We start from the raw sequence: 22,252 nt of genomic DNA, 5'->3' as shown, positions 1-22,252 counted from the left end.
GTGACGATCGAGCATATGGCTCCGTCTGACCAACGTCATTCCTCTTTGGATGGATACATCAGGTCCATTGGGCGGCACTATGTCGCCGCTGTCGTCGTCATGACGATGCTCATTGGCGCGACCTACCAGACCGTCGAGATCGCACTCGATCGCCATTCGCTGCAGCAGGACATCAGCTATCTTACGGGGCGCCAGTTCATCCGTTTTCAGCAGCTTACCAATCAGACGCGCGCCGTCATGAGCGCCTCGGCCAACGCGGAGATGCCGGAATATATCATCAAGCCGATGGTCGATGATGTTCGCAAAGCAATCGGCGACATCCGCGCCATGAGCACGCAGCTCAACGAACTGCACGGCAAGTTGGAACGGAATCTTCTTGAAAAGCTCAATACGCGCGATGCCGCATCGGAAGAAATGCGGCTGGAACTCGCGGGGCGGCTGGAGGATTTCCTCAAGCGCGCCGATAGGGTTGTGTCGGCAAAACTGGAAGATCGACGTCAGCGTTATTCTTTTTGGGGGCCGATCGATTTTGCTGCTTCTTCGGACAGCATGCTCATGCGCCAGTTCAGTGCGTTGATCGACAGCGCACATGATCGCAGCGACGGGAGCATAGATCATGCACGCCTGATCAGCGCCGTGCTTCTTAGCCTCACGGCGACCGCACTCATTCTGGCCACCTCAATTCTTTTCATGCCGCTTCTGAGGAGGCTCCGTAACGAGCACCGGCGAACGATCGATTTTGAGTCCAAGTTGACGCATCAGGCGCATACCGATGCGCTCACCGGCCTCAGCAACCGCTCGTCCTTCAATGATGCGTTGATCGCGTTTTTTGTGTCGCTGGAGCGGAGCGGCACGGGCTTTTCGATGCTGCTGGTCGACCTCGATCATTTCAAGGGCATCAACGATAGTCTGGGGCATCCCGCGGGGGATGCGGTTCTCCGCCATGTTGCCCGCATCCTTCAAGGGACCTTTCGCTCCACGGATATCGTGGCGAGACTTGGCGGCGACGAATTTGCCGTTCTGCTTCCCGGTCTTGCCGATATAGCGGCGTTGGAGACGCTCGCCGAGCGCGCGGTTGCCGCGATTGGCGCGGAGTTTTATTTTGACGGTCGGGGCTTGCCGATTTCAGCCAGCATAGGCGGCGCGATTGCACCTCAGCATGCGGCAGATGAGACATCGCTCATACGTGTTGCCGATCTCGCGCTTTATGCTGCGAAGGCCAAGCGCAATACCGCCGTGATCTTTGACGAAGCCTCGCTTGCACGACGTCTTGAAGAGAACCAACTAGCAGCGGCTCTGGCTTTCGCCGCCGACCGCGACGAGTTCGTGGTCTACTATCAGCAGAAGGTCAATCTGCAAACCGGAGAACACCTGGGCTTCGAGGCCCTGGTGCGTTGGAACCATCCCCGGCTTGGCATCTTGCCGCCAGGTCGCTTCTTGCCGCTCGTGGAAGGATCCCACCTGATCAGCAGCATGACGCGCTGTGTCGTCAACATCGCGGCTCGTGATCTCAAGGCGTGGAAGGCCGCGGGGCTCCGCCCCGGATCGGTGGCCGTCAACCTTCCAGAGGTCCTGCTGCTCGGTCGGGACGGCTATGATATCATTGCTGCGGCGATCAGAGCCAATGACCTTGAATGGCGCGACTTCGCCGTTGAAGTGACAGAAGACGTTTTTCTCAACCGTGGCGCCAGCCAGATATTGGAGACCATAACACGCTTCAGGGAGCGGGGCATGTCGGTCTCGCTGGATGATTTCGGCACCGGTTTCGCGTCACTCGTGCACCTGCGTGACTTTCCATTCGACGAGCTCAAAATTGACCGCAGCTTCGTTGCCGATCTGGGCAGCGATATCCGGTCGGAACAAATCGTGGGAGCGATGATCAATCTTGCTCGCAACCTGGGCAAACGCTGTGTCGCGGAGGGTATCGAAAACAAAACCCAGCAGGATTTCCTTCTGCAGGCAGGATGCGAGATCGGCCAAGGCTATTTGTTTGCCAAGCCTGAACCGGCCTCCGCAGCAGTCGAGCGTCTGACGGTCTCGAACCGCGGCACACGCATCGCATCACGCAGAACGATGCGCATCGCAGGCTGACGTTCAAGGAGAATTCCGCATTCGGTGGATCGACCAATTTTATCAATGAAGGAACAGCGGATGAATGGAATGATGCGGGCATTGCTCGCGGTTGCTTTGGCGGTCACTGGCCCGGTGGCGCCGGCGCTTGCCGGCGACGGGGTGTCGGTGGATGTCGTGCATTTCTGGATATCGAAGAGCGAGTCTGCCGCACTCGACGTGTTTCGAAAAGCTTGGGTGGCGGCCGGCAACCAGTGGACCGACATGCCTGCCGCCAATAAGGTCGCCGTCCAGCGTGTCGTGAGTGATCGTATCGCCAATGGCTATCCGCCGGCCGTGATGCAGTGGAACGCGAATGTTGGATCGCGGGAACTGCCGGAGATGGGAATCGTTCAGGATATAGATGACGTCGCCGAGGCGGATCACTGGCGGGATGTCATGCCTGCGACTGTCCTCGACCGGATATCGTACCGGGGAAAGGTGTATTTCGCGCCAACCAATATCCATGCGGAAAATTGGCTGTGGACCAGCAGGAAGATATTCGACGATGCCGGCCTTAGCGTGCCGGTTTCCTGGGACGATGTCTTCAACGTCGCCGAAAAGATCAAAGCCGCCGGACATGTTCCGATTGCACTTGGCGGTGCACGATGGGAAGTGTCGCTCATTTTCAACGACATCATCTATCATAAATTCGGACCGGAGGGATATGCACGCCTTATGAGCGGTGATGCGGCATTGGTTCAGGATCCGCGGATGATCGAGGCCCTGGAAATGCTTTCGCGTTTGTCGGACTATGTGGAACCGTTCGCAACGCGAAAAAGCAAGACTTGGGCAGAGGCCACGGCCGCGGTTGGCGCCGGCCAGGCTGGCATGCAGTTTATGGGAGATTGGGCAAAAGGTGAGCTTGTGGCGCGCGGCTATCACGTCGACGAGGACTTCGATTGCGCGCTCGTTCCCGGCACCTCCATCGCTTATTTCATGGTGATCGATGCTTTTGCCTTTCCGCTGACGAACCGTGATGGCACGGCAGATGCCCAAAGAGCGTTTGCGCGCATGATCCTGGACCGGGACAATCAGGTCGCTTTCAGCCGGATCAAAGGCTCGCTTCCCGTTCGCACCGACGTCGATCCGGCCGGTCTCGACCGTTGCGGCCGGCTAGGATTGGAAATGATCAGGGCGAAGAAGGGCGAGGTGAGCGCTCAATCCCAGGCGATGCCGAGCCAGATGTCGGAAGGTTGGATTGGTGTGGTCGGGGATTTCTTCAATGACAAAAATATGTCGCCCGCCGAGGCGCAGAAACGACTGTACGAACTCTTGATGCAGCGATAAGCGGTGCAACGGAAATTTGAGGTCACTGGATCGAAATGACTTCAGTGACCTCTAAGCCTTCAATGTTTGTGACGGCAGGTACCCGAAACGCTTCTTGTATTCGGCTGCAAATCGACCGAGATGCGAAAATCCCCATTTGGCCGCAACGTCTGCAACGGTCTGTTTCGTGTCGGAGGAGAGCAAATCGTGATGAGCGGCGGTCATGCGCATCTCCTGCAGATAGGTCATGGGGCTCGTATTCCTAAACTGCCTGAAGCCCTGCTGCAGGGTTCGAACGCTGACTTTGGCGGCGATCGCAATATCGTCGAGCGATATCGGGGCGGCGATATGCTCGTGCATGAAGTCGATGGCCCACTTGACATGGCGCGGAGCGGGGGCAGGGGCCGGGCGTCCCAGTTCGTTCGAGTAGCGATGCTGACAGTTTTCAAGGATGAGATAGGTGGCGGCGTCGCAAAAAGAGGCTAGAGCCAGGGGCGATTGCCGCAGGGGGCCATCCTTGCAAAGGCCGCGATGAAGCTGCTCGGCCAGATGCACCAATGCAAGCCCCGCATCCGACGTCATATCGAAATAGGGATGGATGTCGATCTTGCCGCTGATGGTCCGGTCAAGCATATGGCTCAGGTGGCCGGTGATCTTGGCCTTATCGATGAACAGAGCCAGATGACGGCGTGGGCCGAATAGAAGGGTACCGGTGGTGGGGTCTCCTTCCAGAATAGTGCCGCGCCCGGGAACCGACTCAATGGGTTTCCGCGGGTAGTTGAAGATCAAATTTCCCTGCTTTGGCAGAAAAATGATCATCTTCTCGCTGGGCGCCTCCCGCTTGAGGGCGATCGTCCCTTCGTAGGCGCAATCCGCCACCCTTACCGCTCCTGCGGAGAGAAAGTTGCAGTGGAACCTAATGGGACTATTGTTCAGTGCCGCAACCTTGATCGGCGATCCTGGCGTCGACAATACCTCAGAGAGTTCATCCGGATCGGTGCCGCTGACCACGGTTTCTGTTCCCAATGAGATACCCCCTGCGCCGCCCGTCGCCGGACCTTGGATCGAACCAGCGCGGGTATAAGAATTTAACGACATTTCGCGACCTCGAAAGATCATACCTGTCCGTGACAAGGTACGTACCTCAAACCCCACCCAAAACTCCTTTCCGGATTAAAACCGGCGTTGACCAAACCTCATCGATACCCCCAAATTGGGATGAGGAAATGAATGATTCGTTAAGAGTAACGATAAATGTGATTAAATTTAATCAGTTCCGCAGCTCTCTAATATCAAGCTCGTCGACTGACAATGTGCTTGGTTGTCGCGCAGCCCAGCGGTTAACTGGACGAGCGATATGCTCGTTCTGCGGCAGTTAGTGTGTTATTTGTTCGCGGCCAGAATCGAGAATCAGTTGGCTTTTCAAAAAAAAGGGACTGCGATGGGCTCCGCTGATCGCACGGGGGACTTTACAGGCTACGTTGACCTTTCGTCTGTTCCGACGGTGCGCAGGCTGCGTCAAAACGCGCTGCTCGAAAGGCTGCGGAAGGCCATTTCGTTCGAATACGTGACGATTGGCGGCCTGGATCTGGAAGGCTATGAATTCGGCTGCAGCCAGTCGATCGACACGGATATGCCGCCACTCTACATGGACACCTACTTTGCCGAGAAGATGAGTCCACAAGACCCTTTGGTTGTGGCCGGCAAAACAAGGAAGACGGTCTACACGGAAGAAGAAGCCTTCGATCTGTCATCACCACCGCTGAGGCTTCTTTATCTTTCGCGCGCTCATGACGTGCGAAACAGGATCTTGTTCCCCTTGTGCAGAAACGATGTCGTCTACGGCGCGGTTTGTTTCACAAATGCGCGGCCATTCACAACAGACGAGCGCGACTTCTTATCGATAATGGCCGAACCGCTCTATGGTGCCGTTACCCAACCTATCATGGACAGATTTGCCGCCAGTCATTTTCGCCTGACTGGGGGCGAACTGCTTTGCCTGAAACTCGCCAGTCGCGGTTTGACCAGCGAGGAGATTGCCGATGAATCCTGCTACACAGCGGAAACGATCAACAGCTATCTCAAGTCGGCGACCCGGAAGCTCGGAGCATCCAACCGCGTCCAGGCAGTCGCCTCGGCGATAAGAAAGAACCTGATCGATTGATCCCTGGGCGCTTCCGGCGTCTCGTGAGCGCTCGCGAAACGAATAGCGACGAAATATCGGGATATTGCCGCCGTTTGACCGACCTCAACGCGGTCGCAACTGGCCTCTTCTGGTCCATTTTGAGGCCTAAACGGGCAGCTTCTCTACCAATGGCCGAAAAACGCATGGATATCCGATGCGCGCGGAGTAGGTCACGGCTGGCTGAAATGTTTACGCATCATTAACTATCTCGTCCCAAATCCTGGACATCCGATGAGGTTCGGTCTGCACCTTTTCCCGCCATGAAGACGGGTTTCGGAGCGCTTATCGCGCGTTATCAATTTCGGAATCCGGTTTTCAGGAGGGACAATGTCGAACTATTCTCACGCACATAGCGATCGTCACACGCATCACGGTTCGGCCGCCGGGCCAAGCGGAACGTCCTTAAAAAATCAGAACATCGACCGCCGGCTGGAATTCATGGGCTTGGACACGAGGGCTCGTGCCAGCATTCGCTCGCTGAAGGCTCTCATCGAACGCGAGCTGCCGCGGGGCCTGGACAAGTTCTATGCCGAGCTTCGCAAGAGCCCTGAGGTCAAACGGTTCTTTTCCTCGGACGAGCATATTGCTCGCGCCAAGGGCGCACAAGCGGGCCATTGGGTGAACATTTCCGACGGCAATTTCAATGAGGACTATGTCGGAAAGGTACGCACGATCGGCACGGTTCACGCGCGGATCGGGCTCGAACCACAATGGTATATCGGCGGTTACGCCATCATTCTCGATCACCTGATCAGCACTGCTGTCGAGGAGATGTCTCCGAAGGGCGGGCTATTCTCGAAAGGCCCGATGAAACCTGCCGAATTCGGCAAGGCGCTCGCAAGCTTGGTAAAGGCCGTCATGCTGGATATGGATCTCGCCATTTCCGTCTATATCGATGAGGCCGAGGCCGCCAAACAGAAGGCCCAGGCGGAGGCGATTGCCGCGGAACAGAAGCTGGTATGCGACTGTTTCGGCCGGGCGATGGCAGCCATCGTCAGCAAGGACATCAGCTATCGCATCAATGACGATCTGCCGAGCGCCTATCACGGGCTGCGCGACGATTTCAACAATGCGCTTGAACAGTTGGCCGGCACGGTAGGCCAGATCGAAGGTGCCGCATCGCAGATTCATGGCGGATMGCAGGAGATACGTTCGGCAGCGGACGATCTGGCCAGGCGGACCGAGCAACAGGCCGCCTCGATCGAGCAGACGGCGGCTGCATTGGAAGAAATCACGACAACGGTCAAGGATTCCGCTCGACGGGCAGAAGAAGCAGGCCAGCTCGTCGCCAAAGCGCGCCTTGGTGCAGAAAAATCAGGGGAGATCGTCCGCCAGGCTGTCGCCGCCATGGGCGCGATCGACAGCTCGTCTCGCGAGATTTCCAACATCATCGGTGTCATTGATGAGATCGCTTTCCAGACGAACTTGCTTGCATTGAACGCCGGTGTGGAAGCGGCACGCGCTGGGGACGCAGGCAAAGGCTTTGCGGTTGTCGCCCAAGAGGTACGAGAACTTGCCCAGCGCTCCGCCAAAGCGGCAAAGGAAATCAAGGAGCTGATCAACAATTCCGGCGAGCAGGTTAAAGCCGGCGTCGGATTGGTTGGCGAAACCGGATCGGCACTCACGGTCATCGTCGAAGAGGTGAAGGAAATCGACCACCATATCGGTGCGATCGTTGAAGCGGCTCGCGAACAATCGACCGCGCTTCAAGAAATCAACACTGCCGTCAATGCAATGGACCAAAGCACGCAGCAGAATGCCGCGATGGTCGAGGAGTCGACTGCCGCCAGCCATGCCCTCGTACGGGAGGTCGGTCGCATTACGCAATTGTTGAGCGAGTTCAACATCAGTCGTGGCCGGACCTCCGATGCGCAGCCGCGGAATAGGAAGACCGAGCCGCAGGCATCTCCTTCGCCCGCGCGCGAGCTCAGATCCAAAATTGCGAAGGCCTTTCCGACCMATGGCAACGCCGCGATTGCCACCGAAGGCTGGGAAGAGTTTTGACGCCGTCTCGCAATCTATTTTCGGTCTAAAATACCTGGGTCCATCCGGGCCCGGGTACCAATTCTGAGCGAGCCAGGACGGCGCTCCAGCGCATTTCAATTCAAGGAATTTCAATGAGCATCGTTATCCCCTTTCCTCTCGACAACGCTTCGGATGCTTCGGGGCTCTCTTACGACGAGGTCGACGCACTGCAAAAAATGCTGTGTGTTCGTGCAGAAATCGAGGGCATTTTCAATCGACTGACCGCAATTCACAACGGAATAGCGGCGGTAAAGGCCGAGGAAACCCGTCACTTCTCCGAGGGCAGGTTGCGCGCGGGAGGCGAAGCTTAGGTTTGAATATCGAAGGCACGTTCGGTTCTGGTTGTCCGAACGTGCCTTCAAGGGATCGCGAACATCCCAAATCTCGACACTTAAAGCCGATTGATTCAAATGCTTCGCTTTCGAGCAATCGTTGCAGAAGGTTTTTACGCTAATAATCGTCCTTGAAAGACCTTACTTCAAAAGACAAAAGCCTCAAAAAATCAGTTTGTGAATTCCTCGGGGATAATATGCGAACGGTCCTGGGTGCATTTTCTATCGACAGTAGTCACGGTGCGACCGTGATCTTGGAGGGGAGGTCAAACCTTCCTATGGGTAAGAAGCTTCGTGCCGAGATACATATTCCGGGCCGGGCTATCATTGAAGCGACCGCCTATAAGGACTGGCCATATCCAAGACCGGTTGCCTACGAAGGTTATTTTTTGACGGGAATCGAGAGAGCCGACCTGATCGACGGAACAGCCATCAATGTTGAGCTGCTGTCGAATGAGCGTCCCCGCGAGTTTCCGGAATGAGACAAGTCAAGCATTGGCAGAACTTGACCACGGCTGGGACGAGCTCGTCTCCCATCAACTAAGCCAAGTAAACACCGCCAACGGAGGGTGATTGCTTGTCTCAAATATGGCCTCAATGGCACACGCTACATCAAGCCGTCTCGCCCGGCACAAGCAAGAATCCGACATCGACTGTCTGAGCTGGCGCATCCTCCAGCAGGAGTTCCGCTGCCCGCCTTCCTATCTCCACACGCCGCGTGAGAATGCTGGCAATGGGCTGCGGGGTGTGGCGGCAGATATCGAGTGCGTTGAAGCCGATGATCGCCAACCGGTCAGGCACGGGAATTCCCATGGACAGGCAATGGAAGTAGCCTCCAAGTGCCATGTCGTCATTGGAGAAATACACGGCGTCAACGTCGGGGGATCGGCTTAAAACACTCGCTAACCCCGCCTTTCCGGCGCTGACAGAGGAAGGAGCATTGCGGATTTCCCGATCTCTTAGCGTGAGCCCAGCCTGTTTGAGCTGATCGACAAAGCCTTCGAAGCGTTTTGCGCTGCGGGTGTCGCGTTCCATGTCGTGTCCGACATAAGCAATACGCGTGTAGCCTTTTTCAATGAGATGAGCGGCGGTAGCCCGGCCAGCCGAGCGGTGAGAGAATCCGACAGCGATATCGATCGGTTCTCCATCGATATCCAGCAGTTCAAGAACACGGCATCCGGCGGCGCGCAACAGCTTTCGCGTTCCTTCCGTATGTTCCAGGCCGACAAGCATGACCGCTTCCGGCCGCCACGCCAGAACGGCAGCAACAAGCGCTTCCTCCCGCATCGGATCATATTCGGTCACGGCGAATACGGCTTGCTTCTGCCGCACCTCAAGCGCCCGGGTAACGCCGCTCAGGACGTCCGCGAAAACGATATTCGAGAGGGAGGGCACGATGATCGCCACCAACGGCGTGCCCGTCGATGCCAGGGCTCCGGCAATCTTGTTGGGAACGTAGCCAAGCTTATCGACCGCCGCCATGACGCGCGCGCGTGTTTTCTCGGAAAAGGACCCATGATTGCGCAGAACGCGCGAGACCGTGCTTTCACCAACGCCCGCAGCGTCCGCAACCTCGGCCAGTGTGATCGGAGCGTTTTTCAGGTCCATTTCCTTCCCCCGGCTCGAGTTTTCCGCCTCGTTTCACCTTGTCAATCAAGATTTTGGCGAGCGCGACGCACTCTGAAAAGGCAGCCTCCGCAAGCATATTCGGAACAGGCCTGTCTATTCAATGGCAGCGCTGCCAAAAAATACTTGGCAGCGCTGCCAAAATGATTTACATGAATGGCAGCGCTGCCAATTTGGGGCGCGAGGAGGCGAACGAACCGCATTTCATCGGAGGAGGAGAGCAATGACGGTGCTGGATCAGGCATTGGCCGCCCAGGCGGGCGTGTCCGAAGCTTTAGAAAATACTGCTTACAAGAAAGTGTTTTGGAGGATTATCCCCTTACTGATGTTCTGCTACGTGGTCGCATATCTCGACCGCGTCAATGTCGGCTTTGCCAAACTACAGATGTCCAGCGAGCTGGGCCTTTCGGAGGCCGCCTACGGGGCTGGCGCCGGCATTTTCTTTATCGGCTACTTCCTTTTCGAAGTGCCCAGCAATCTGCTGATGAACAAGGTCGGCGCAAGGATTTGGATCGCCCGCGTCATGATCACTTGGGGCATCGTTTCCGCCGCCTTCGCATTCACGAGCTCGGAAACGATGTTCTACATTCTGCGTTTCCTGCTCGGTCTCGCGGAAGCCGGCTTTTTCCCGGGGATCATTCTCTATATGACATCTTGGTATCCGTCCCATCGGCGCGCCAAGATCATTGCGACCTTCATGTCCGCCATTCCGGTTTCCGCCATCTTCGGAAACCCGCTTTCGGGCTGGATCATGGACAGCTTTCACACGTTCCACGGCATGTCCGGATGGCAATGGATGTTCCTGATTGAGGCCGTTCCCGCAGTTCTGCTTGGCCTTGTCGTCTTCTTCTATCTCGACAACCGTATCGACGATGCAAAATGGTTGGACCAGAAGGAGAAAGACGTTCTGTTGGCCAACATGGAGGCTGAGAACCGGATCAAGACCGCGAGCCCCAGCAGCCTCGGCGCAACCCTGCGCGACGGCCGGGTGTGGCTGATGAGCCTTATCTACTTCTGCTTCGTGCTCGGCCAATACGGCTTGAACTTTTGGATGCCGACGCTCGTCAAGGCTTCCGGGGTTGTCGGCAATTTCAACGTCGGCTTGGTCTCGGCAATTCCCTACATCTGCACATTCATCACCATGCTCGTTCTCGGACGCTCGTCTGACCACTTCCGCGAACGTCGCTGGCATCTCGTTGTCCCCGCCATGATCGCCTGCGTCGGCTTCATCGCCGCAACCATGGCATCGAGCACTGGAATTGCCATCGCAGCGCTGTCGCTGGCTGCGGCCGGTGTCATTACCTGCGCGCCGCTGTTCTGGTCCCTGCCAACAGCCTTCCTGGCCGGCACTGGCGCCGCGGCAGGCATTGCATGGATCAATTCGGTCGGCAATCTCGCGGGTTTCCTGGGACCCTTCATAATCGGTTATCTCAAGGACGCTACGGGCAGTAATTCCATTGGTATGTATTTCCTGGCAGCGGCCTTGGTCGTCGGTTGCATCGCAACGCTTTCGGTGCCGGCGAAAATGGTAAACCGCTGAAATGAGCGGCTCCCCGACACCAGATGTCGGGGAGTCCACCCATTGCATCATCTAAGGATCATCACATGACAACCCTTCAGGAAAACGCGGAAACGCCCCAGGTGGCGGTGGTAATTGGTCTTGGCGCCATGGGCATGGGCATGGCCCTCTCGCTCAAGAAGGCCGGCTTTGATGTGATCGGTGTCGATATTTCCGCAGATGCCGTTTCCCGCTTCGTGCAAGCAGGAGGCCGCTCCGCTTCCAGCATCGCAGAAGCCGCAAGAGAGGCCGACATCGTGGTTTCGGTGGTCGTCAATGCGGCCCAGACGGAAAACGTCCTGTTCGGTACTGGCGGCATTGCAGACGTCATGCGTCCCGGCTCCGTATTTATCTCGTCGGCAACGATGGATCCCGCCGTGGCCAGCAAGCTTTCCTCGCAACTCGAGACAAGGGCMGTTCACTATCTCGACGCCCCCATTTCGGGGGGAGCGGCGCGTGCTGCCAATGGCGAGCTGACGGTCATGGCCTCAGGGACAAAGGCTGCCTTCAGCGCAGCGCGCCGCGCGCTCGATGCCATGGCCGCCAAAGTCTATGAACTCGGTGATACCGCCGGCGCCGGCGCCGCGTTCAAGATGATCAATCAGTTGCTCGCCGGCGTTCATATCGCCGCCGCCTGCGAGGCGATCACGCTTGCCGCGAAACTGGGGCTCGACCTCGACAAGGTCTATGAGGTGATTACCGCTTCCGCCGGCAATTCATGGATGTTCGAAAACCGCATCCCCCATGTGCTCGCCGGCGATTACACGCCGCTCAGCGCCATCGAGATTTTCGTCAAGGATCTCGGCATCATCCAGGATATGGCTCGGTCCGAACGTTATCCGGTGCCGCTCAGCGCTGCGGCATTGCAAATGTACCTCGCGGCTTCCGGCGCCGGCATGGGACGCGACGACGATTCCTCGCTMGCGCGCCTTTATGCGCAGCTTTCCGGCGCTTCGCTTCCAGAAAAGGCGAGGTGAGCCATGCCTGCCTTTGCTGCCAACCTGACGATGATGTTCAACGAATGGCCGTTTCTTGATCGTTTCGACGCTGCCGCCGAGGCAGGGTTTTCCGCTGTCGAATATCTGTTTCCCTATGACTTCAAGCCGGAAGACGTCCAGGAACGACTTGTCCGCAACGGCTTGACCCAGGCACTGTTCAACATGCCTCCGGGCGATTGGGCCGCCGGCATGCGAGGGCTGGCGTCGTTGCCGGGCCGCTTCKACGATGTAGCCGATGGCGTGACCCGCGCGCTCGTCTATGCCGAGGCCACCGGCGTGAAGAACATTCACCTGATGTCAGGCTTGGGCGATCGTAACGATCCGCAAGCGCGAGTAAATTACCGTCGTGCGGTGGAGCATGCCGCTGAACGGCTCGCCGAAAGAGGGCTCAATCTTTTGCTCGAGCCCATCAACGGGCGTAATATGCCGGGCTATTTTCTCAATGATTTCCACGCGGCCGCGCAGATGATCGGTGAGTTCGGCCTCACCAATGTGAAGCTGCAGTTCGATATCTATCATTGCCAGATCATTCATGGCGACGTGACGACACGCCTGCGGGAGCTGATGCCAATCAGCGGGCATGTGCAGATCGCCAGCGTGCCGTCGCGTCAGGAGCCCGACGGCGAAGAACTCAACTATCCGTTCCTGTTTTCCGAACTCGATCGGCTCGGCTACACGGGCTATGTCGGCTGCGAGTATCATCCTCGCGGTCGAACGACGGACGGTTTGGGATGGTTCGAACCTTACAAGCGGGGATGATCGATGGGTATTCTTCTTGGCGTCATAGCTGACGACTTCACCGGTGCAACCGACATCGCCAGCATTCTCGTCCGCGAAGGCATGCGGACTGTCATGTCGATCGGCGTTCCCACGTCGGCATTCGACGTTCATGACGCGGATGCCGTCGTCGTTGCGCTAAAATCCCGCACTACTCCCGTTGCGGAAGCGGTCGCGCAATCGCTCGACGCACTGACGTGGCTGCGGGCGCACGGCGCCGAGCAGATTTTCTTTAAATATTGCTCGACATTCGACTCCACCGCTAAGGGCAATATCGGTCCCGTCGCGGATGCCTTGAGCGACGCGCTCGATGCAAAGATTGCGGTTGTATGTCCTGCTTTCCCCAAGAACGGGCGGACGGTGTTCAATGGGCATCTTTTCGTCGGCCGGCAACTGCTGCAGGATTCGCCGATGAAGGACCATCCGTTGACGCCCATGCGCCGTTCCGATCTGGTCTCGCTGATGGCGGAACAGTCGGCCCACAGCATCGGCCTCGTTCCCCATGACGTCATCTCTGCGGGTGATGCTGCGATTGCGGACGCTTTTGGCAGAAGCGTAGAGGCCGGACAACGCTATGTCGTCACGGATGCGATCCATGATGATCATCTCCGGGCCATCGGACGCGCGGTGCGCGGCCATAAGCTCATCACCGGCGGTTCGGCGCTCGCCATGGGCCTGCCGGCGAATTTCGGCATTTCACCACGCAAGCCGGCGGAACGCGCGTCCACATCCTCGGCGTCACCGCGAACGGCAATTCTGGCGGGCAGTTGCTCTGCCGCCACGCGTCAGCAGCTTGCCAGGGCCACGGCGCTTTGGCCGAGCCGCAGGATCGACCTAGACGCCATAGCCAACAAGCGCTCCGTCGTCGAAGAGACGCTGTCCTGGGCGCAAAGCCAACCGGCCGGCGAACCGGTTGTGATCTACGGGTCCGCCGATCCCGCTGAGGTGGAGGAGAACCAGGCGAAATACGGGGCACAGCAGGCGGGCGCCATGATGGAACATACGCTGGCCGCGATCGCGGAAGGGCTCGTGGCGAACGGCGTCAGCCGATTGCTCGTGGCCGGAGGAGAGACGTCCGGCGCTGTGATTTCTGCGCTCAAGGTGCAAGGCCTCTCCATCGGCGCTGAGATCGCGCCCGGAGTGCCATGGACGACAACACTCTCCGATCGGCCATTGCAGGTGGCGCTCAAAAGCGGCAATTTTGGCGGTCCTGATTTCTTCGAACGTGCCCTGGATATTTCCGTATGAGCGAGACAAAGATTCGCGACCAGATCACCGGGTATGCAAAATCGCTGTTCGATCGCGGCCTGACCGCCGGATCGACCGGCAATATCAGCGTCCGCGTCGACGATGGATGGCTGATGACCCCGACAGGATCGTCCATGGGAGCCATTGACCCAGCGCGCATCGCCAAGCTGGATGAGGCAGGGCGGCACATCTCGGGTGACGCGCCCACCAAGGAAGCGTTTCTTCATCGCGTCATGTACGAGAAACGGCCGCGCGCGCGGGCTGTCGTCCATCTGCATTCGACTTATTCCGTCGCGGTCAGTTGCCTGTGCGGCCTCGACCATGATGATGTGCTTCCGCCGCTCACGGCCTATTATGTCATGCGCGTCGGTCGCCTGCCGCTCGTGCCCTATTATCCCCCTGGCGACGAAGCCTTGGCTCAGGCTGTTGCGGAGCGCACTGCCAACAGCCATGCCGTGCTTCTCGCCAATCACGGCCCGGTCATTGCCGGTGCCGATCTTTCCGAGGCGGTATATTCCGTCGAGGAACTCGAAGAGACGGCCAAACTGTTCCTGTTGTTGCGTGGTGAGAAAACAAGGCCCTTGAGTTGCGACGAGACGACCGAACTGCAACGCCGCTTCCCAGCCAAATGCTAGGGTCGATCGGCACGGCTGTGGCCTGAACTGATTTCAGCCGCTGAAGCATCTTGCGACAGATCGGGATGGCATCTTGATCGCAACCCGAATCCTGATCGGCAAACCGCTGATCAGGAGCTGTAGCCTCCCCCTTCAAGGCGCCCCCCATCACCCGTGACCGCTGGTCATTGAAAGTTCTTCTGACCCCATCGCTCGGCCCATCGTGTACGGAGGAAGTCAGCCGAAAGCGGTTCTCACAGTATGGGGATCGCGAAGAGGCACTCCGAAATACCGAGTACTCTGATGGACCTGTCGAAAATAAAGACGCTGATCGATTTTGTCGGACGATCGAATGTTTCCGAGCTGACGGTGACGGAAAAGGACGTCACGGTTCGGATCTTCCGGACACCGGATCAGGCGGCCTCCACGGTGCCGGCGCAGGTCCCCGAAAAAGCAGCGGCTGGTCCCGCCGCATCCAGCCGCCATGCTTCGCCAAATGCACCTGCCTCGACCATCGCCGTGAAAGCGCCCCTTTTCGGCGTGCTGCATCGCGCGCCAGCACCGAAGGAAGAGCCTTTCGTTGGGATTGGCGACACGGTGGAGGAGGGGCAGACCCTTTTCATCATCGAAGCAATGAAGGTCTTCAACAAAATCGTCGCGCCGCGTGCAGGCCGCATTTTGCGCCTGACCGATGTCGATGGCAGCGAAGTCGAAACGGGCGACGTGCTGGCGGAGATCGCGTGATGACGGAGCCTTTCGACAAGGTCGGCTTGGCGGAACGACGTTTCGATACGGTTCTCATCGCCAATCGGGGCGAGATTGCAGTGCGCATTCAGCGCGCTTGCCGCGAACTTGGTCTGAAGACGGTGGCGATCTGCTCCGAGGCGGACCGGCAGGCAGCCTATGGCAAAACAGTCGACCGCTTTCTGTGCATCGGTCCCTCGAATGCGGCCCGGAGTTATCTCAATCAGGACGCAATCCTGCTCGCCGCGCAACTGACTGGGGCAGGCGCGATCCACCCCGGCTATGGGTTCCTGTCGGAAAACGCTGCCTTCGCTGAAGCCGTCGAGAAGGCCGGTCTCGTCTTCATCGGGCCGGAGGCTTCCTCGATCGCGACCATGGGCGACAAGATATCGGCAAAACGGGCAATGATCGCCGCCGGCGTTCCCTGCGTGCCCGGCCCCGATACGGCGCTTCCGGATGATCCGTCTTCCATCGAGCGTATCGCGCTGGAAATCGACTACCCCGTGATCATAAAGGCGGCCGGCGGCGGCGGCGGAAGAGGCATGCGGGTGGTTCCCGACGCCGGCTCTCTGCACGGAGCCATCGCCCTGACGCGCGAGGAAGCGCGTCAGGCTTTCGGTTCCCCCGCGCTCTACATGGAGAAGTTTCTCCAACATCCGCGCCATATCGAAATTCAGGTGCTCTGCGATATCTATGGCAATGCCATCTGGCTCGGGCATCGCGATTGTTCGATGCAACGGCGGCATCAGAAGGTCGTGGAAGAGGCGCCTGCACCAGGAATTTCTTCGGAGACGATCAAGCCTGTCGGCATGGCCTGCGTCGAAGCCTGCCGGCAGATCGGCTATCGTGGTGTCGGGACATTCGAGTTCCTTTATGAGGATGATGCGTTCTATTTCATCGAAATGAACACGCGCCTGCAGGTCGAGCATCCGGTCACCGAGATGACCAGCGGGATCGATATTGTTCGCGCGCAAATACAGGTCGCTCAAGGGCTTCCCCTGGAAACCGCCCAGGATGATGTGACCTGTACCGGCCATTCCTTCGAATGCCGCATCAATGCCGAGGATCCCGAAAGCTTCCTGCCTTCGGCAGGCACGATCTCCGATCTTGTCTTACCGGAAGGTCCCGGCATCCGGGTCGACACCCATATCCATGCCGGCTATCGAATTTCGCCCTATTATGACTCGCTGATCGCCAAGCTGATCGTTCACGCGCCCAATCGGGCGGAGGCGATGGCGAAAATGCGCGAGGCGCTTGCCGCCACCCGAATAGAAGGGATTTCCACCAACCTGCCATTGCTGCGCGCATTGTTCGACGACGAAGGCTTCGCCCGCGGCGGGACGGATATCCATTACCTGGAGCAATGGCTACAGCATCGGAGGGCGGCATGAGCGCGATCGACTTCAGCGATCCCTTAACCATCGCAGCCCTTGCCGATGCTTTGACGGCAGCGGGGGTAGACGGTCTGGAAATATCGAGGCCCGGCGGCAATCTGCGCATCGTGGTTTCGAAGGAGGCGGGCGCGCAAATCAGCCTGACGGGAAAAGCGCAGCCGGGCTTGGCCGCGATATCGGCGGCGCCGGTCAAGGCGCCGATGGCAGGTCATTTCTATCCTTTGCATCCCCGGGATACCAATGGAGCCGAGCGTCTGCCTCGTACCGTCGCCAGTGAAGACGTGATCGGCTTCATCCGCATCGGTTCCGTCCTGCTTCCCGTTCCCGCTGGCCGGTMCGGCTTGCTGGCCAAGCAGTTGATGGAGCCAGATGCGCTCGTCGGATTTGGTGATCCCCTGTTCGAAATCGAGCCGATATCATGATTGCTACTTCGAACATTCTTACGCCATTGCGCGAAATCGTTCCCGCCACGAAGGGCCAGGCGCGGGTTTCCTGCATCGGAGCCCGATCCTTCCTGCTCGAAGCACTGGGTGAATTCGATCTCCCTGCGCAACGATGGATCTGGGCCCTGGCCCAAACTGTAAAGGGCTGGGCTGATATCGCGGAAGTGATCCCCGGCATGACCAATTTGCTGGCGATCTTCAAGGAAACGCCCGAGGATCCCGAAATCATTGCGGGCCGGCTTCTCGAAGCATGGAGCAATGCCGAGAGCCTCGACCTGGAAGGCAAGATCATCGAAATTCCCGTTCATTACGGCGGTGCTTATGCGATCGATCTTCCCGCCATCTGCGACTTCTGCGGATTGAGCGACCGCGAGGTGGTGCGCATTCACTACGAGGCGAGCTACCGCGTCTTTGCCCTGGGAAGCGCCCCGGGTTTCGGCTACCTGCATGGTCTCGATCCGCGCATTTACATGCCGCGCAAGACCGTCCCATCACTCAGGATGGAAAAGGGCAGCGTGACGATCGGGGGAATGCAGACGGGCGTCGCGATGCTGACCGGCCCGAACGGCTGGAACTCGCTCGGCCACGCAGAATTGCAAATGTTCGATCCAACATCTGCGACACCGGCCTTGATGGCACCCGGCGATACCGTGCGCTTCTTACCGGCGAGGATCGAGCTATGATCGAGATTGTCGAGACCGGTCCATTCAACACGGTCCAGGACCTTGGCCGACCCGGCTATCGCGATATCGGGGTTTCGGCCTGCGGCGCAATGGATCCTCTTGCCGTGAGGATCGGCAATATTCTCGTTGGCAACGAAGACGATGCAGCCGCGATAGAGGTCCAGACCTTTCCGTTTAAGCTTCGATTCGAGACCGGTGGCGTCTTTGCTGTCACGGGTGCGGACGGCCATCCGATGCTGGACGGTCGGGAACTGCTTCCGTGGTGTACCCATGTTGCGGAGCCGGGTCAGATTCTGGAGCTGAGACAGCCGCCGAAATTGGCCCGCGCCTATATCGTGTTCCGTGGAGGATTGGATGTGCCGGTTCTCATGGGCTCGCGCAGCACCTCGTTACGCGGTGGCTTCGGCGGAAATGCCGGTCGACCGCTCGTCAAGGGCGACAGGATTGAATTCGGCACGTCTTCTGATGCGCTTCCTCTGCCACCAGGCGGCATCGCTGTCGTCGAGCCGGCCGTGGCCCTGCGTGATGTCTTTCCGGCTATGATAGAGGGCGTTCTGCCGATCCGTGCGATAGCCGCCGGCGAACATGAGCTGTTTGCCGGCGATGGCGAGGCCTTCTGGAGCCAGACCTGGAGGATATCGTCGAGCAGCGACCGAACCGGTTATCGCCTGTCCGGCGAACCGATCAAACCGACGGCGACAGTCGAGATGCGCTCTCACGGCATCGTGCCTGGCGTGGTGCAGGTTCCGCCCGGCGGCGAGCCGATCATTCAGATGAGCGACGCCAACACTGCGGGTGGCTATCCTAAGATCGCCGGCGTCATCGAATGCGATCACTGGCGTCTCGGCCAAGCCCGTATCGGGAGCCGGTTGCGGTTCGTCCGCTCCACGCATGCCGAGGCACGCGCGGTGGAGCAGGCCGTTGCCCGCTACATCGCGGATATCAGACAGACCTCGCAGATGGTCAAGCGCGCCTTGAAGGCGATGGCTTGACGGCAATTGCAGGGATCAAAGGGAGGAAACGATGAAGATCGATCTGAATTCCGACATGGGCGAAGGTTTCGGTCCTTATCGGCTCTGCGATGACGAAGCGATGATGAAGATCGTCTCCTCAGCCAACATCGCCTGTGGTTTTCATGGTGGAGACTCCGACACGATGGCGCGCATGGTGCGTCTTGCGAAGGAAAACGGCGTGGGTATCGGCGCACATCCGGGTATGCCGGATCGGGCCGGCTTCGGCCGGCGTGAAATGCCGTTTCAGCCCGATGAGCTGCGGCAGCAGATGCTTTACCAACTCGGCGCACTGATCGCGATCGCCAAAAGCGAGGGCATGACTGTCGGCCATTTCAGCTTTCATGCGGCTATGGGCAATATGGTCAATCGTGATGCTGCGCTCGCCGACCTGATGATGGATGCCATTTTCACGGTGGATCCACGTCTTGTGGTGTTCGTGACGCCTGACAGTGAAATCAAAAAAGCGGCAAAACGCGCGAAGCTCAAGACGCTGGCGCTGTTTCTGGCCGACCGCGCCTATGACGCCCGCGGCGCGCTTGTTGCCCGCGGTCTGCCGGGAGCCTTGGTCAAGGACGAGGCTGCAGTCCGGGCGCGGGTGCGCCGTTTCCTGACGGACGGCACAGTCGAGGCCATCGATGGCACCACAATCCAGATGCCGGCGAGATCAATCCTCGTCCACAGCGATACGCCCGGTTCGCTGGAACTTGCCCGCATCGTCCGCAGCGAAATCGAGGCTTCCGGCGCCACGCTCGCGCCTGCTGCCGAACTTGCATCCTGATTGCTTCCAGCAATCAAGTTTTCATTTCCATCGAAAGAGCACACCAATGCCTTCCATAGCCGATCGCCTCAAGAACGTCTCCATATCCGCTTCCGCCGCCATGACCCAGCGCGCCAGGGAACTGGCCGCCAAGGGCATCAAGGTCGTCAGTCTTTCGTCCGGGGAGCCGGACTTCCCGACGCCCGCTCATGCGATTGAGGCAGCTCATGCCGCAGCCCTCCGCGGCGATACAAAATATCCGCCGATGGACGGCACGCCGGCGCTGAAGGCTGCGATCAGCAGAAAGTTCAGGCGCGACAACAACCTCGATTACGATGCCAGCCAGATCGTGGTGTCCGGCGGCGGCAAGCAGGTGATTTTCAATGCGATGCTTGCCACCTGCAATCCCGGCGACGAGGTCGTTATTCCGACTCCGTCCTGGGTCAGTTATGCCGATATCGTCAAGTTTGCCGGCGGTGTGCCGGTCGCCGTGCCGTGCTTCGAACAGGCGGGGTTCAAGCTGCGTCCCGAGGACCTTGAGGCCGCAATCACGCCGCGCACGAAATGGCTTATCCTGAACTTCCCGAACAATCCGACGGGTGCGGCCTGCTCGCGCGCCGAGATGGCCGCAATTGCCGAAGTCATGCTGCGCCACCCGAATGTCTGGATCCTGACTGACGATATCTACGAGCATCTGGTCTATGGCGGCTTCGAATTCTGCACGATCGCCGATGCGGAGCCCAGGCTTTACGACCGCGTCCTGACGATGAACGGCGTCTCCAAGGCTTATGCCATGACCGGCTGGCGGTTGGGATATTGCGCAAGCGGATCGAAGGAGCTGATTGCGGCGATCAGCAACGTCAACGGCCAGAACAGCGGCGGCACGACGACCGTCACGCAAGCGGCGGCGATCGCGGCGCTCGATAGCCCCCAAGACCTGCTCAAGGAGCGCGCGGCCATCTACAGGGAAAGGCGCGATTTCGTTCTCGATCAGCTCTCAAAGGTCGAAGGGCTGCGCTGCCATAAGCCCGAGGGGGCCTTCTATATCTATCCCAATATTTCCGGTCTGATCGGCAAGACTACGAAGGGCGGGCGCAAGATCGAGACCGATGTCGATTTCGTCATGGCGCTCGTGGAAGAGCATCACGTCGCGACGGTGCAGGGTGCCGCCTATGGCATGAGCCCGTATTTCCGTATCTCCTATGCGACAAGCATGGAAATGCTTGGCGAGGGCTGCGCGCGCATCGCCCAGTTCTGCCGTGATATGCGCTGACGGATGATCGGGCCTCTCCGGTCCGGTTTCCGGGTCGGAAGCATTTAGCGCCTACTTTCAGGCTTCAGAGCTTCAGGTGCTCGGTCAGCTCGACGAGGATGTCCTTGACGGCGAAGGCCGGCTCCGACAGCGAACTCTGATCGGATGTGCAAAGCGACAGTGCTTCTTCGATGCGGGGTGTGACCAGCCGGCAAACGAGAGGCTCGCTCGATTCCGACACGATGCGGTCGGCGATCGCCTTTGGCATAATGGTCGCGCCAAGACCGCTGCCGACCGCACGCGCCAGGGTTCGCACGATTTCGATTTCCGCTACGACCTTGAGATTGATCCGGCTGCGCGTGAAGGCGGCGTCGACGGCCCGACGCACGAAATTGTAGGCCGGCGGCAACAACATCGGCATTCCATCCAGTGCACTGACCGGCACGGGCTTCAGGTCTGAATCGATCGCGAAATTGCGATGGGCAACGAAATAGAATTCCTCCCTGAGGATCGGTTCGAACCGCACGCCTTTGATTGGGCCGACGCCGTGGATCAGCGCCATTTCCAGCCGACCATTCATGATCATCTGGCTGTAGGTCTGGCCGACGCTCTCGGTCAGATGCAGCAGAATCCCGGGGTGTCTTTTTCTCGTCTCCGCCAGAAGATCGACCGAAAGCGTGGCGGCGCTGCTGAAGGGCACGAGGCCGACTGACACACGCCCAGCAAGCGAATTGCCGGCGGCGGCCGCATCCGTCTGCGCCTGTTCCATCTGACGGAGAATGATCTGCGCATGCCGGTAGACCGCATGTCCAGCATCGGTCATGCTGACGCCCTGCTGGCTTCGGATCAGGAGCTTCTGACCGAAATGCTCCTCGAGCGCCGCCAACTGCTGGCTGAGTGCCGGTTGGGCGAGGTGCAGGATATCGGCAGCCCGCGTAATGCTGCCGCTGTCAACGATGGCGATGAAGGATTTGAAACGTCTGATATCCATGGCATTGGGTACTATTCTGTTTTCGCGGGCATGTTTGCAGACGCGCATCCGTTTTGCAACGCGGACTGATGTTTGAAAGTCATGAGGGCTCCGGCAAAATGGGGCAATTGCCCGCGTTCGCAGCCCGCTCCCCGCGGCAGGTCAACCTCCATAAAAGTTGCTTATTACTCCAAAAGTAATCGGTCTTAGGCAAGCAGTTAAAGCTCCGCTAATGTCCACCGCAACAACAAGGGG

21 protein-coding genes are annotated in these 22,252 nt (G+C 58.7%); 18 read left to right on the top strand and 3 right to left on the bottom strand.

What is annotated here, in order from left to right; genetic code table 11:
- Window positions 1–15: 15 nt before the first annotated feature.
- Both QD357_RS19385 and QD357_RS19380 read left to right on the top strand, forming a co-directional pair.
- A complete protein-coding gene (locus QD357_RS19385) occupies window positions 16–2,091 on the top strand; it encodes a putative bifunctional diguanylate cyclase/phosphodiesterase (RefSeq protein WP_414124882.1) in 2,076 nt (691 codons plus the stop codon).
- A gap of 69 nt (window positions 2,092–2,160) precedes the next feature.
- The gene (locus tag QD357_RS19380) at window positions 2,161–3,399 is read left to right on the top strand and encodes an ABC transporter substrate-binding protein (protein WP_414124881.1); all 1,239 of its coding nucleotides are present in this window, start codon (window positions 2,161–2,163) and stop codon (window positions 3,397–3,399) included.
- Between the two features lie 51 nt (window positions 3,400–3,450).
- Here QD357_RS19380 and QD357_RS19375 read toward each other — a convergent pair whose 3' ends face one another.
- Window positions 3,451–4,404 carry a helix-turn-helix transcriptional regulator gene (locus QD357_RS19375; RefSeq protein ID WP_414124797.1) on the bottom strand — a complete coding sequence of 318 codons (954 nt, stop codon included), beginning with the start codon at window positions 4,402–4,404 and terminating at the stop codon, window positions 3,451–3,453.
- Between the two features lie 331 nt (window positions 4,405–4,735).
- On the opposite strand from QD357_RS19375, the gene QD357_RS19370 reads away from it, so the two are divergent.
- The 4 genes from QD357_RS19370 (at window position 4,736) to QD357_RS19355 (ending at window position 8,402) form a co-directional block, all read left to right on the top strand.
- A complete protein-coding gene (locus QD357_RS19370) occupies window positions 4,736–5,542 on the top strand; it encodes a LuxR C-terminal-related transcriptional regulator (RefSeq protein ID WP_246451354.1) in 807 nt (268 codons plus the stop codon).
- Window positions 5,543–5,890: 348 nt separating this feature from the next.
- Window positions 5,891–7,567: a methyl-accepting chemotaxis protein gene (locus tag QD357_RS19365; protein WP_414124796.1), complete on the top strand. Its 1,677-nt coding sequence runs from the start codon at window positions 5,891–5,893 to the stop codon at window positions 7,565–7,567.
- A gap of 113 nt (window positions 7,568–7,680) precedes the next feature.
- Window positions 7,681–7,899, top strand: coding sequence for a hypothetical protein (locus QD357_RS19360; RefSeq protein WP_414124795.1), 219 nt, complete (start codon window positions 7,681–7,683; stop codon window positions 7,897–7,899).
- A gap of 299 nt (window positions 7,900–8,198) precedes the next feature.
- A complete protein-coding gene (locus QD357_RS19355; protein WP_414124794.1) occupies window positions 8,199–8,402 on the top strand; it encodes a hypothetical protein in 204 nt (67 codons plus the stop codon).
- Window positions 8,403–8,532: 130 nt separating this feature from the next.
- Here the strand turns inward: QD357_RS19355 and QD357_RS19350 are convergent, their stop codons facing one another.
- A complete protein-coding gene (locus QD357_RS19350) occupies window positions 8,533–9,528 on the bottom strand; it encodes a LacI family DNA-binding transcriptional regulator (protein ID WP_414124793.1) in 996 nt (331 codons plus the stop codon).
- Window positions 9,529–9,769: 241 nt separating this feature from the next.
- Here QD357_RS19350 and QD357_RS19345 point away from each other — a divergent pair, with 241 nt between their 5' ends.
- The 12 genes from QD357_RS19345 to QD357_RS19290 all read left to right on the top strand — a co-directional run bounded on the left by QD357_RS19345 (window position 9,770) and on the right by QD357_RS19290 (window position 21,048).
- A complete protein-coding gene (locus QD357_RS19345; RefSeq protein ID WP_414124792.1) occupies window positions 9,770–11,086 on the top strand; it encodes an MFS transporter in 1,317 nt (438 codons plus the stop codon).
- A 65-nt stretch (window positions 11,087–11,151) separates the two neighbouring features.
- A complete protein-coding gene (ltnD, locus tag QD357_RS19340) occupies window positions 11,152–12,081 on the top strand; it encodes an L-threonate dehydrogenase (RefSeq protein ID WP_414124791.1) in 930 nt (309 codons plus the stop codon).
- 3 nt (window positions 12,082–12,084) lie between these two features.
- Window positions 12,085–12,861: a 2-oxo-tetronate isomerase gene (otnI, locus tag QD357_RS19335; RefSeq protein ID WP_414124790.1), complete on the top strand. Its 777-nt coding sequence runs from the start codon at window positions 12,085–12,087 to the stop codon at window positions 12,859–12,861.
- A 3-nt stretch (window positions 12,862–12,864) separates the two neighbouring features.
- Window positions 12,865–14,127: a 3-oxo-tetronate kinase gene (otnK, locus tag QD357_RS19330; RefSeq protein ID WP_414124789.1), complete on the top strand. Its 1,263-nt coding sequence runs from the start codon at window positions 12,865–12,867 to the stop codon at window positions 14,125–14,127.
- Window positions 14,124–14,762: a 3-oxo-tetronate 4-phosphate decarboxylase gene (gene otnC / locus QD357_RS19325; RefSeq protein ID WP_414124788.1), complete on the top strand. Its 639-nt coding sequence runs from the start codon at window positions 14,124–14,126 to the stop codon at window positions 14,760–14,762. The genes otnK and otnC overlap by 4 nt, the downstream gene beginning before the upstream one ends.
- Window positions 14,763–15,044: 282 nt before the next feature.
- Window positions 15,045–15,485, top strand: coding sequence for an acetyl-CoA carboxylase biotin carboxyl carrier protein (locus QD357_RS19320; RefSeq protein ID WP_414124787.1), 441 nt, complete (start codon window positions 15,045–15,047; stop codon window positions 15,483–15,485).
- Entirely contained in the window at window positions 15,485–16,876 is a 1,392-nt protein-coding gene (locus tag QD357_RS19315; RefSeq protein WP_414124786.1) for an acetyl/propionyl/methylcrotonyl-CoA carboxylase subunit alpha, read from the top strand. The genes QD357_RS19320 and QD357_RS19315 overlap by 1 nt, the downstream gene beginning before the upstream one ends.
- The gene (locus QD357_RS19310; RefSeq protein WP_414124785.1) at window positions 16,873–17,301 is read left to right on the top strand and encodes an acetyl-CoA carboxylase; all 429 of its coding nucleotides are present in this window, start codon (window positions 16,873–16,875) and stop codon (window positions 17,299–17,301) included. The genes QD357_RS19315 and QD357_RS19310 overlap by 4 nt, the downstream gene beginning before the upstream one ends.
- A complete protein-coding gene (gene pxpB / locus QD357_RS19305) occupies window positions 17,298–18,005 on the top strand; it encodes a 5-oxoprolinase subunit PxpB (protein WP_183938840.1) in 708 nt (235 codons plus the stop codon). The genes QD357_RS19310 and pxpB overlap by 4 nt, the downstream gene beginning before the upstream one ends.
- Entirely contained in the window at window positions 18,002–18,997 is a 996-nt protein-coding gene (locus QD357_RS19300) for a biotin-dependent carboxyltransferase family protein (RefSeq protein ID WP_183938841.1), read from the top strand. Before pxpB ends, QD357_RS19300 begins: the two co-directional genes overlap by 4 nt.
- A gap of 31 nt (window positions 18,998–19,028) precedes the next feature.
- Complete coding sequence (locus QD357_RS19295) at window positions 19,029–19,796, top strand: 5-oxoprolinase subunit PxpA (protein ID WP_414124784.1); 768 nt, start codon at window positions 19,029–19,031, stop codon at window positions 19,794–19,796.
- A gap of 46 nt (window positions 19,797–19,842) precedes the next feature.
- On the top strand, window positions 19,843–21,048 hold the full coding sequence (locus QD357_RS19290) for a pyridoxal phosphate-dependent aminotransferase (RefSeq protein WP_183938843.1): 1,206 nt from the start codon (window positions 19,843–19,845) through the stop codon (window positions 21,046–21,048).
- A 64-nt stretch (window positions 21,049–21,112) separates the two neighbouring features.
- Here QD357_RS19290 and nac read toward each other — a convergent pair whose 3' ends face one another.
- A complete protein-coding gene (gene nac, locus QD357_RS19285) occupies window positions 21,113–22,018 on the bottom strand; it encodes a nitrogen assimilation transcriptional regulator NAC (protein ID WP_183938844.1) in 906 nt (301 codons plus the stop codon).
- Window positions 22,019–22,252 lie beyond the last annotated feature (234 nt).

Source organism: Rhizobium sp. BR 317 (assembly GCF_047445835.1).
Taxonomy (GTDB): domain Bacteria; phylum Pseudomonadota; class Alphaproteobacteria; order Rhizobiales; family Rhizobiaceae; genus Rhizobium; species Rhizobium paranaense.
Note: the sequence above shows the minus strand (reverse complement) of the source record. Positions and strands in the feature narration are given on the sequence as shown.

Bases quoted from the DNA above. Each gene is read 5' to 3' on its own strand.
- QD357_RS19385 (WP_414124882.1), top strand. From the start codon at position 16: ATGGCTCCGTCTGACCAACGTCATTCCTCTTTGGATGGATACATCAGG.
- QD357_RS19290 (WP_183938843.1), top strand. From the start codon at position 19,843: ATGCCTTCCATAGCCGATCGCCTCAAGAACGTCTCCATATCCGCTTCC.
- QD357_RS19345 (WP_414124792.1), top strand. From the start codon at position 9,770: ATGACGGTGCTGGATCAGGCATTGGCCGCCCAGGCGGGCGTGTCCGAA.
- pxpB (WP_183938840.1), top strand. From the start codon at position 17,298: ATGATTGCTACTTCGAACATTCTTACGCCATTGCGCGAAATCGTTCCC.
- otnK (WP_414124789.1), top strand. From the start codon at position 12,865: ATGGGTATTCTTCTTGGCGTCATAGCTGACGACTTCACCGGTGCAACC.
- QD357_RS19295 (WP_414124784.1), top strand. From the start codon at position 19,029: ATGAAGATCGATCTGAATTCCGACATGGGCGAAGGTTTCGGTCCTTAT.
- QD357_RS19350 (WP_414124793.1), bottom strand. From the start codon at position 9,528: ATGGACCTGAAAAACGCTCCGATCACACTGGCCGAGGTTGCGGACGCT.
- QD357_RS19360 (WP_414124795.1), top strand. From the start codon at position 7,681: ATGAGCATCGTTATCCCCTTTCCTCTCGACAACGCTTCGGATGCTTCG.
- QD357_RS19370 (WP_246451354.1), top strand. From the start codon at position 4,736: ATGCTCGTTCTGCGGCAGTTAGTGTGTTATTTGTTCGCGGCCAGAATC.
- QD357_RS19300 (WP_183938841.1), top strand. From the start codon at position 18,002: ATGATCGAGATTGTCGAGACCGGTCCATTCAACACGGTCCAGGACCTT.
- QD357_RS19315 (WP_414124786.1), top strand. From the start codon at position 15,485: ATGACGGAGCCTTTCGACAAGGTCGGCTTGGCGGAACGACGTTTCGAT.
- QD357_RS19320 (WP_414124787.1), top strand. From the start codon at position 15,045: ATGGACCTGTCGAAAATAAAGACGCTGATCGATTTTGTCGGACGATCG.
- otnC (WP_414124788.1), top strand. From the start codon at position 14,124: ATGAGCGAGACAAAGATTCGCGACCAGATCACCGGGTATGCAAAATCG.
- QD357_RS19355 (WP_414124794.1), top strand. From the start codon at position 8,199: ATGGGTAAGAAGCTTCGTGCCGAGATACATATTCCGGGCCGGGCTATC.
- QD357_RS19380 (WP_414124881.1), top strand. From the start codon at position 2,161: ATGATGCGGGCATTGCTCGCGGTTGCTTTGGCGGTCACTGGCCCGGTG.
- nac (WP_183938844.1), bottom strand. From the start codon at position 22,018: ATGGATATCAGACGTTTCAAATCCTTCATCGCCATCGTTGACAGCGGC.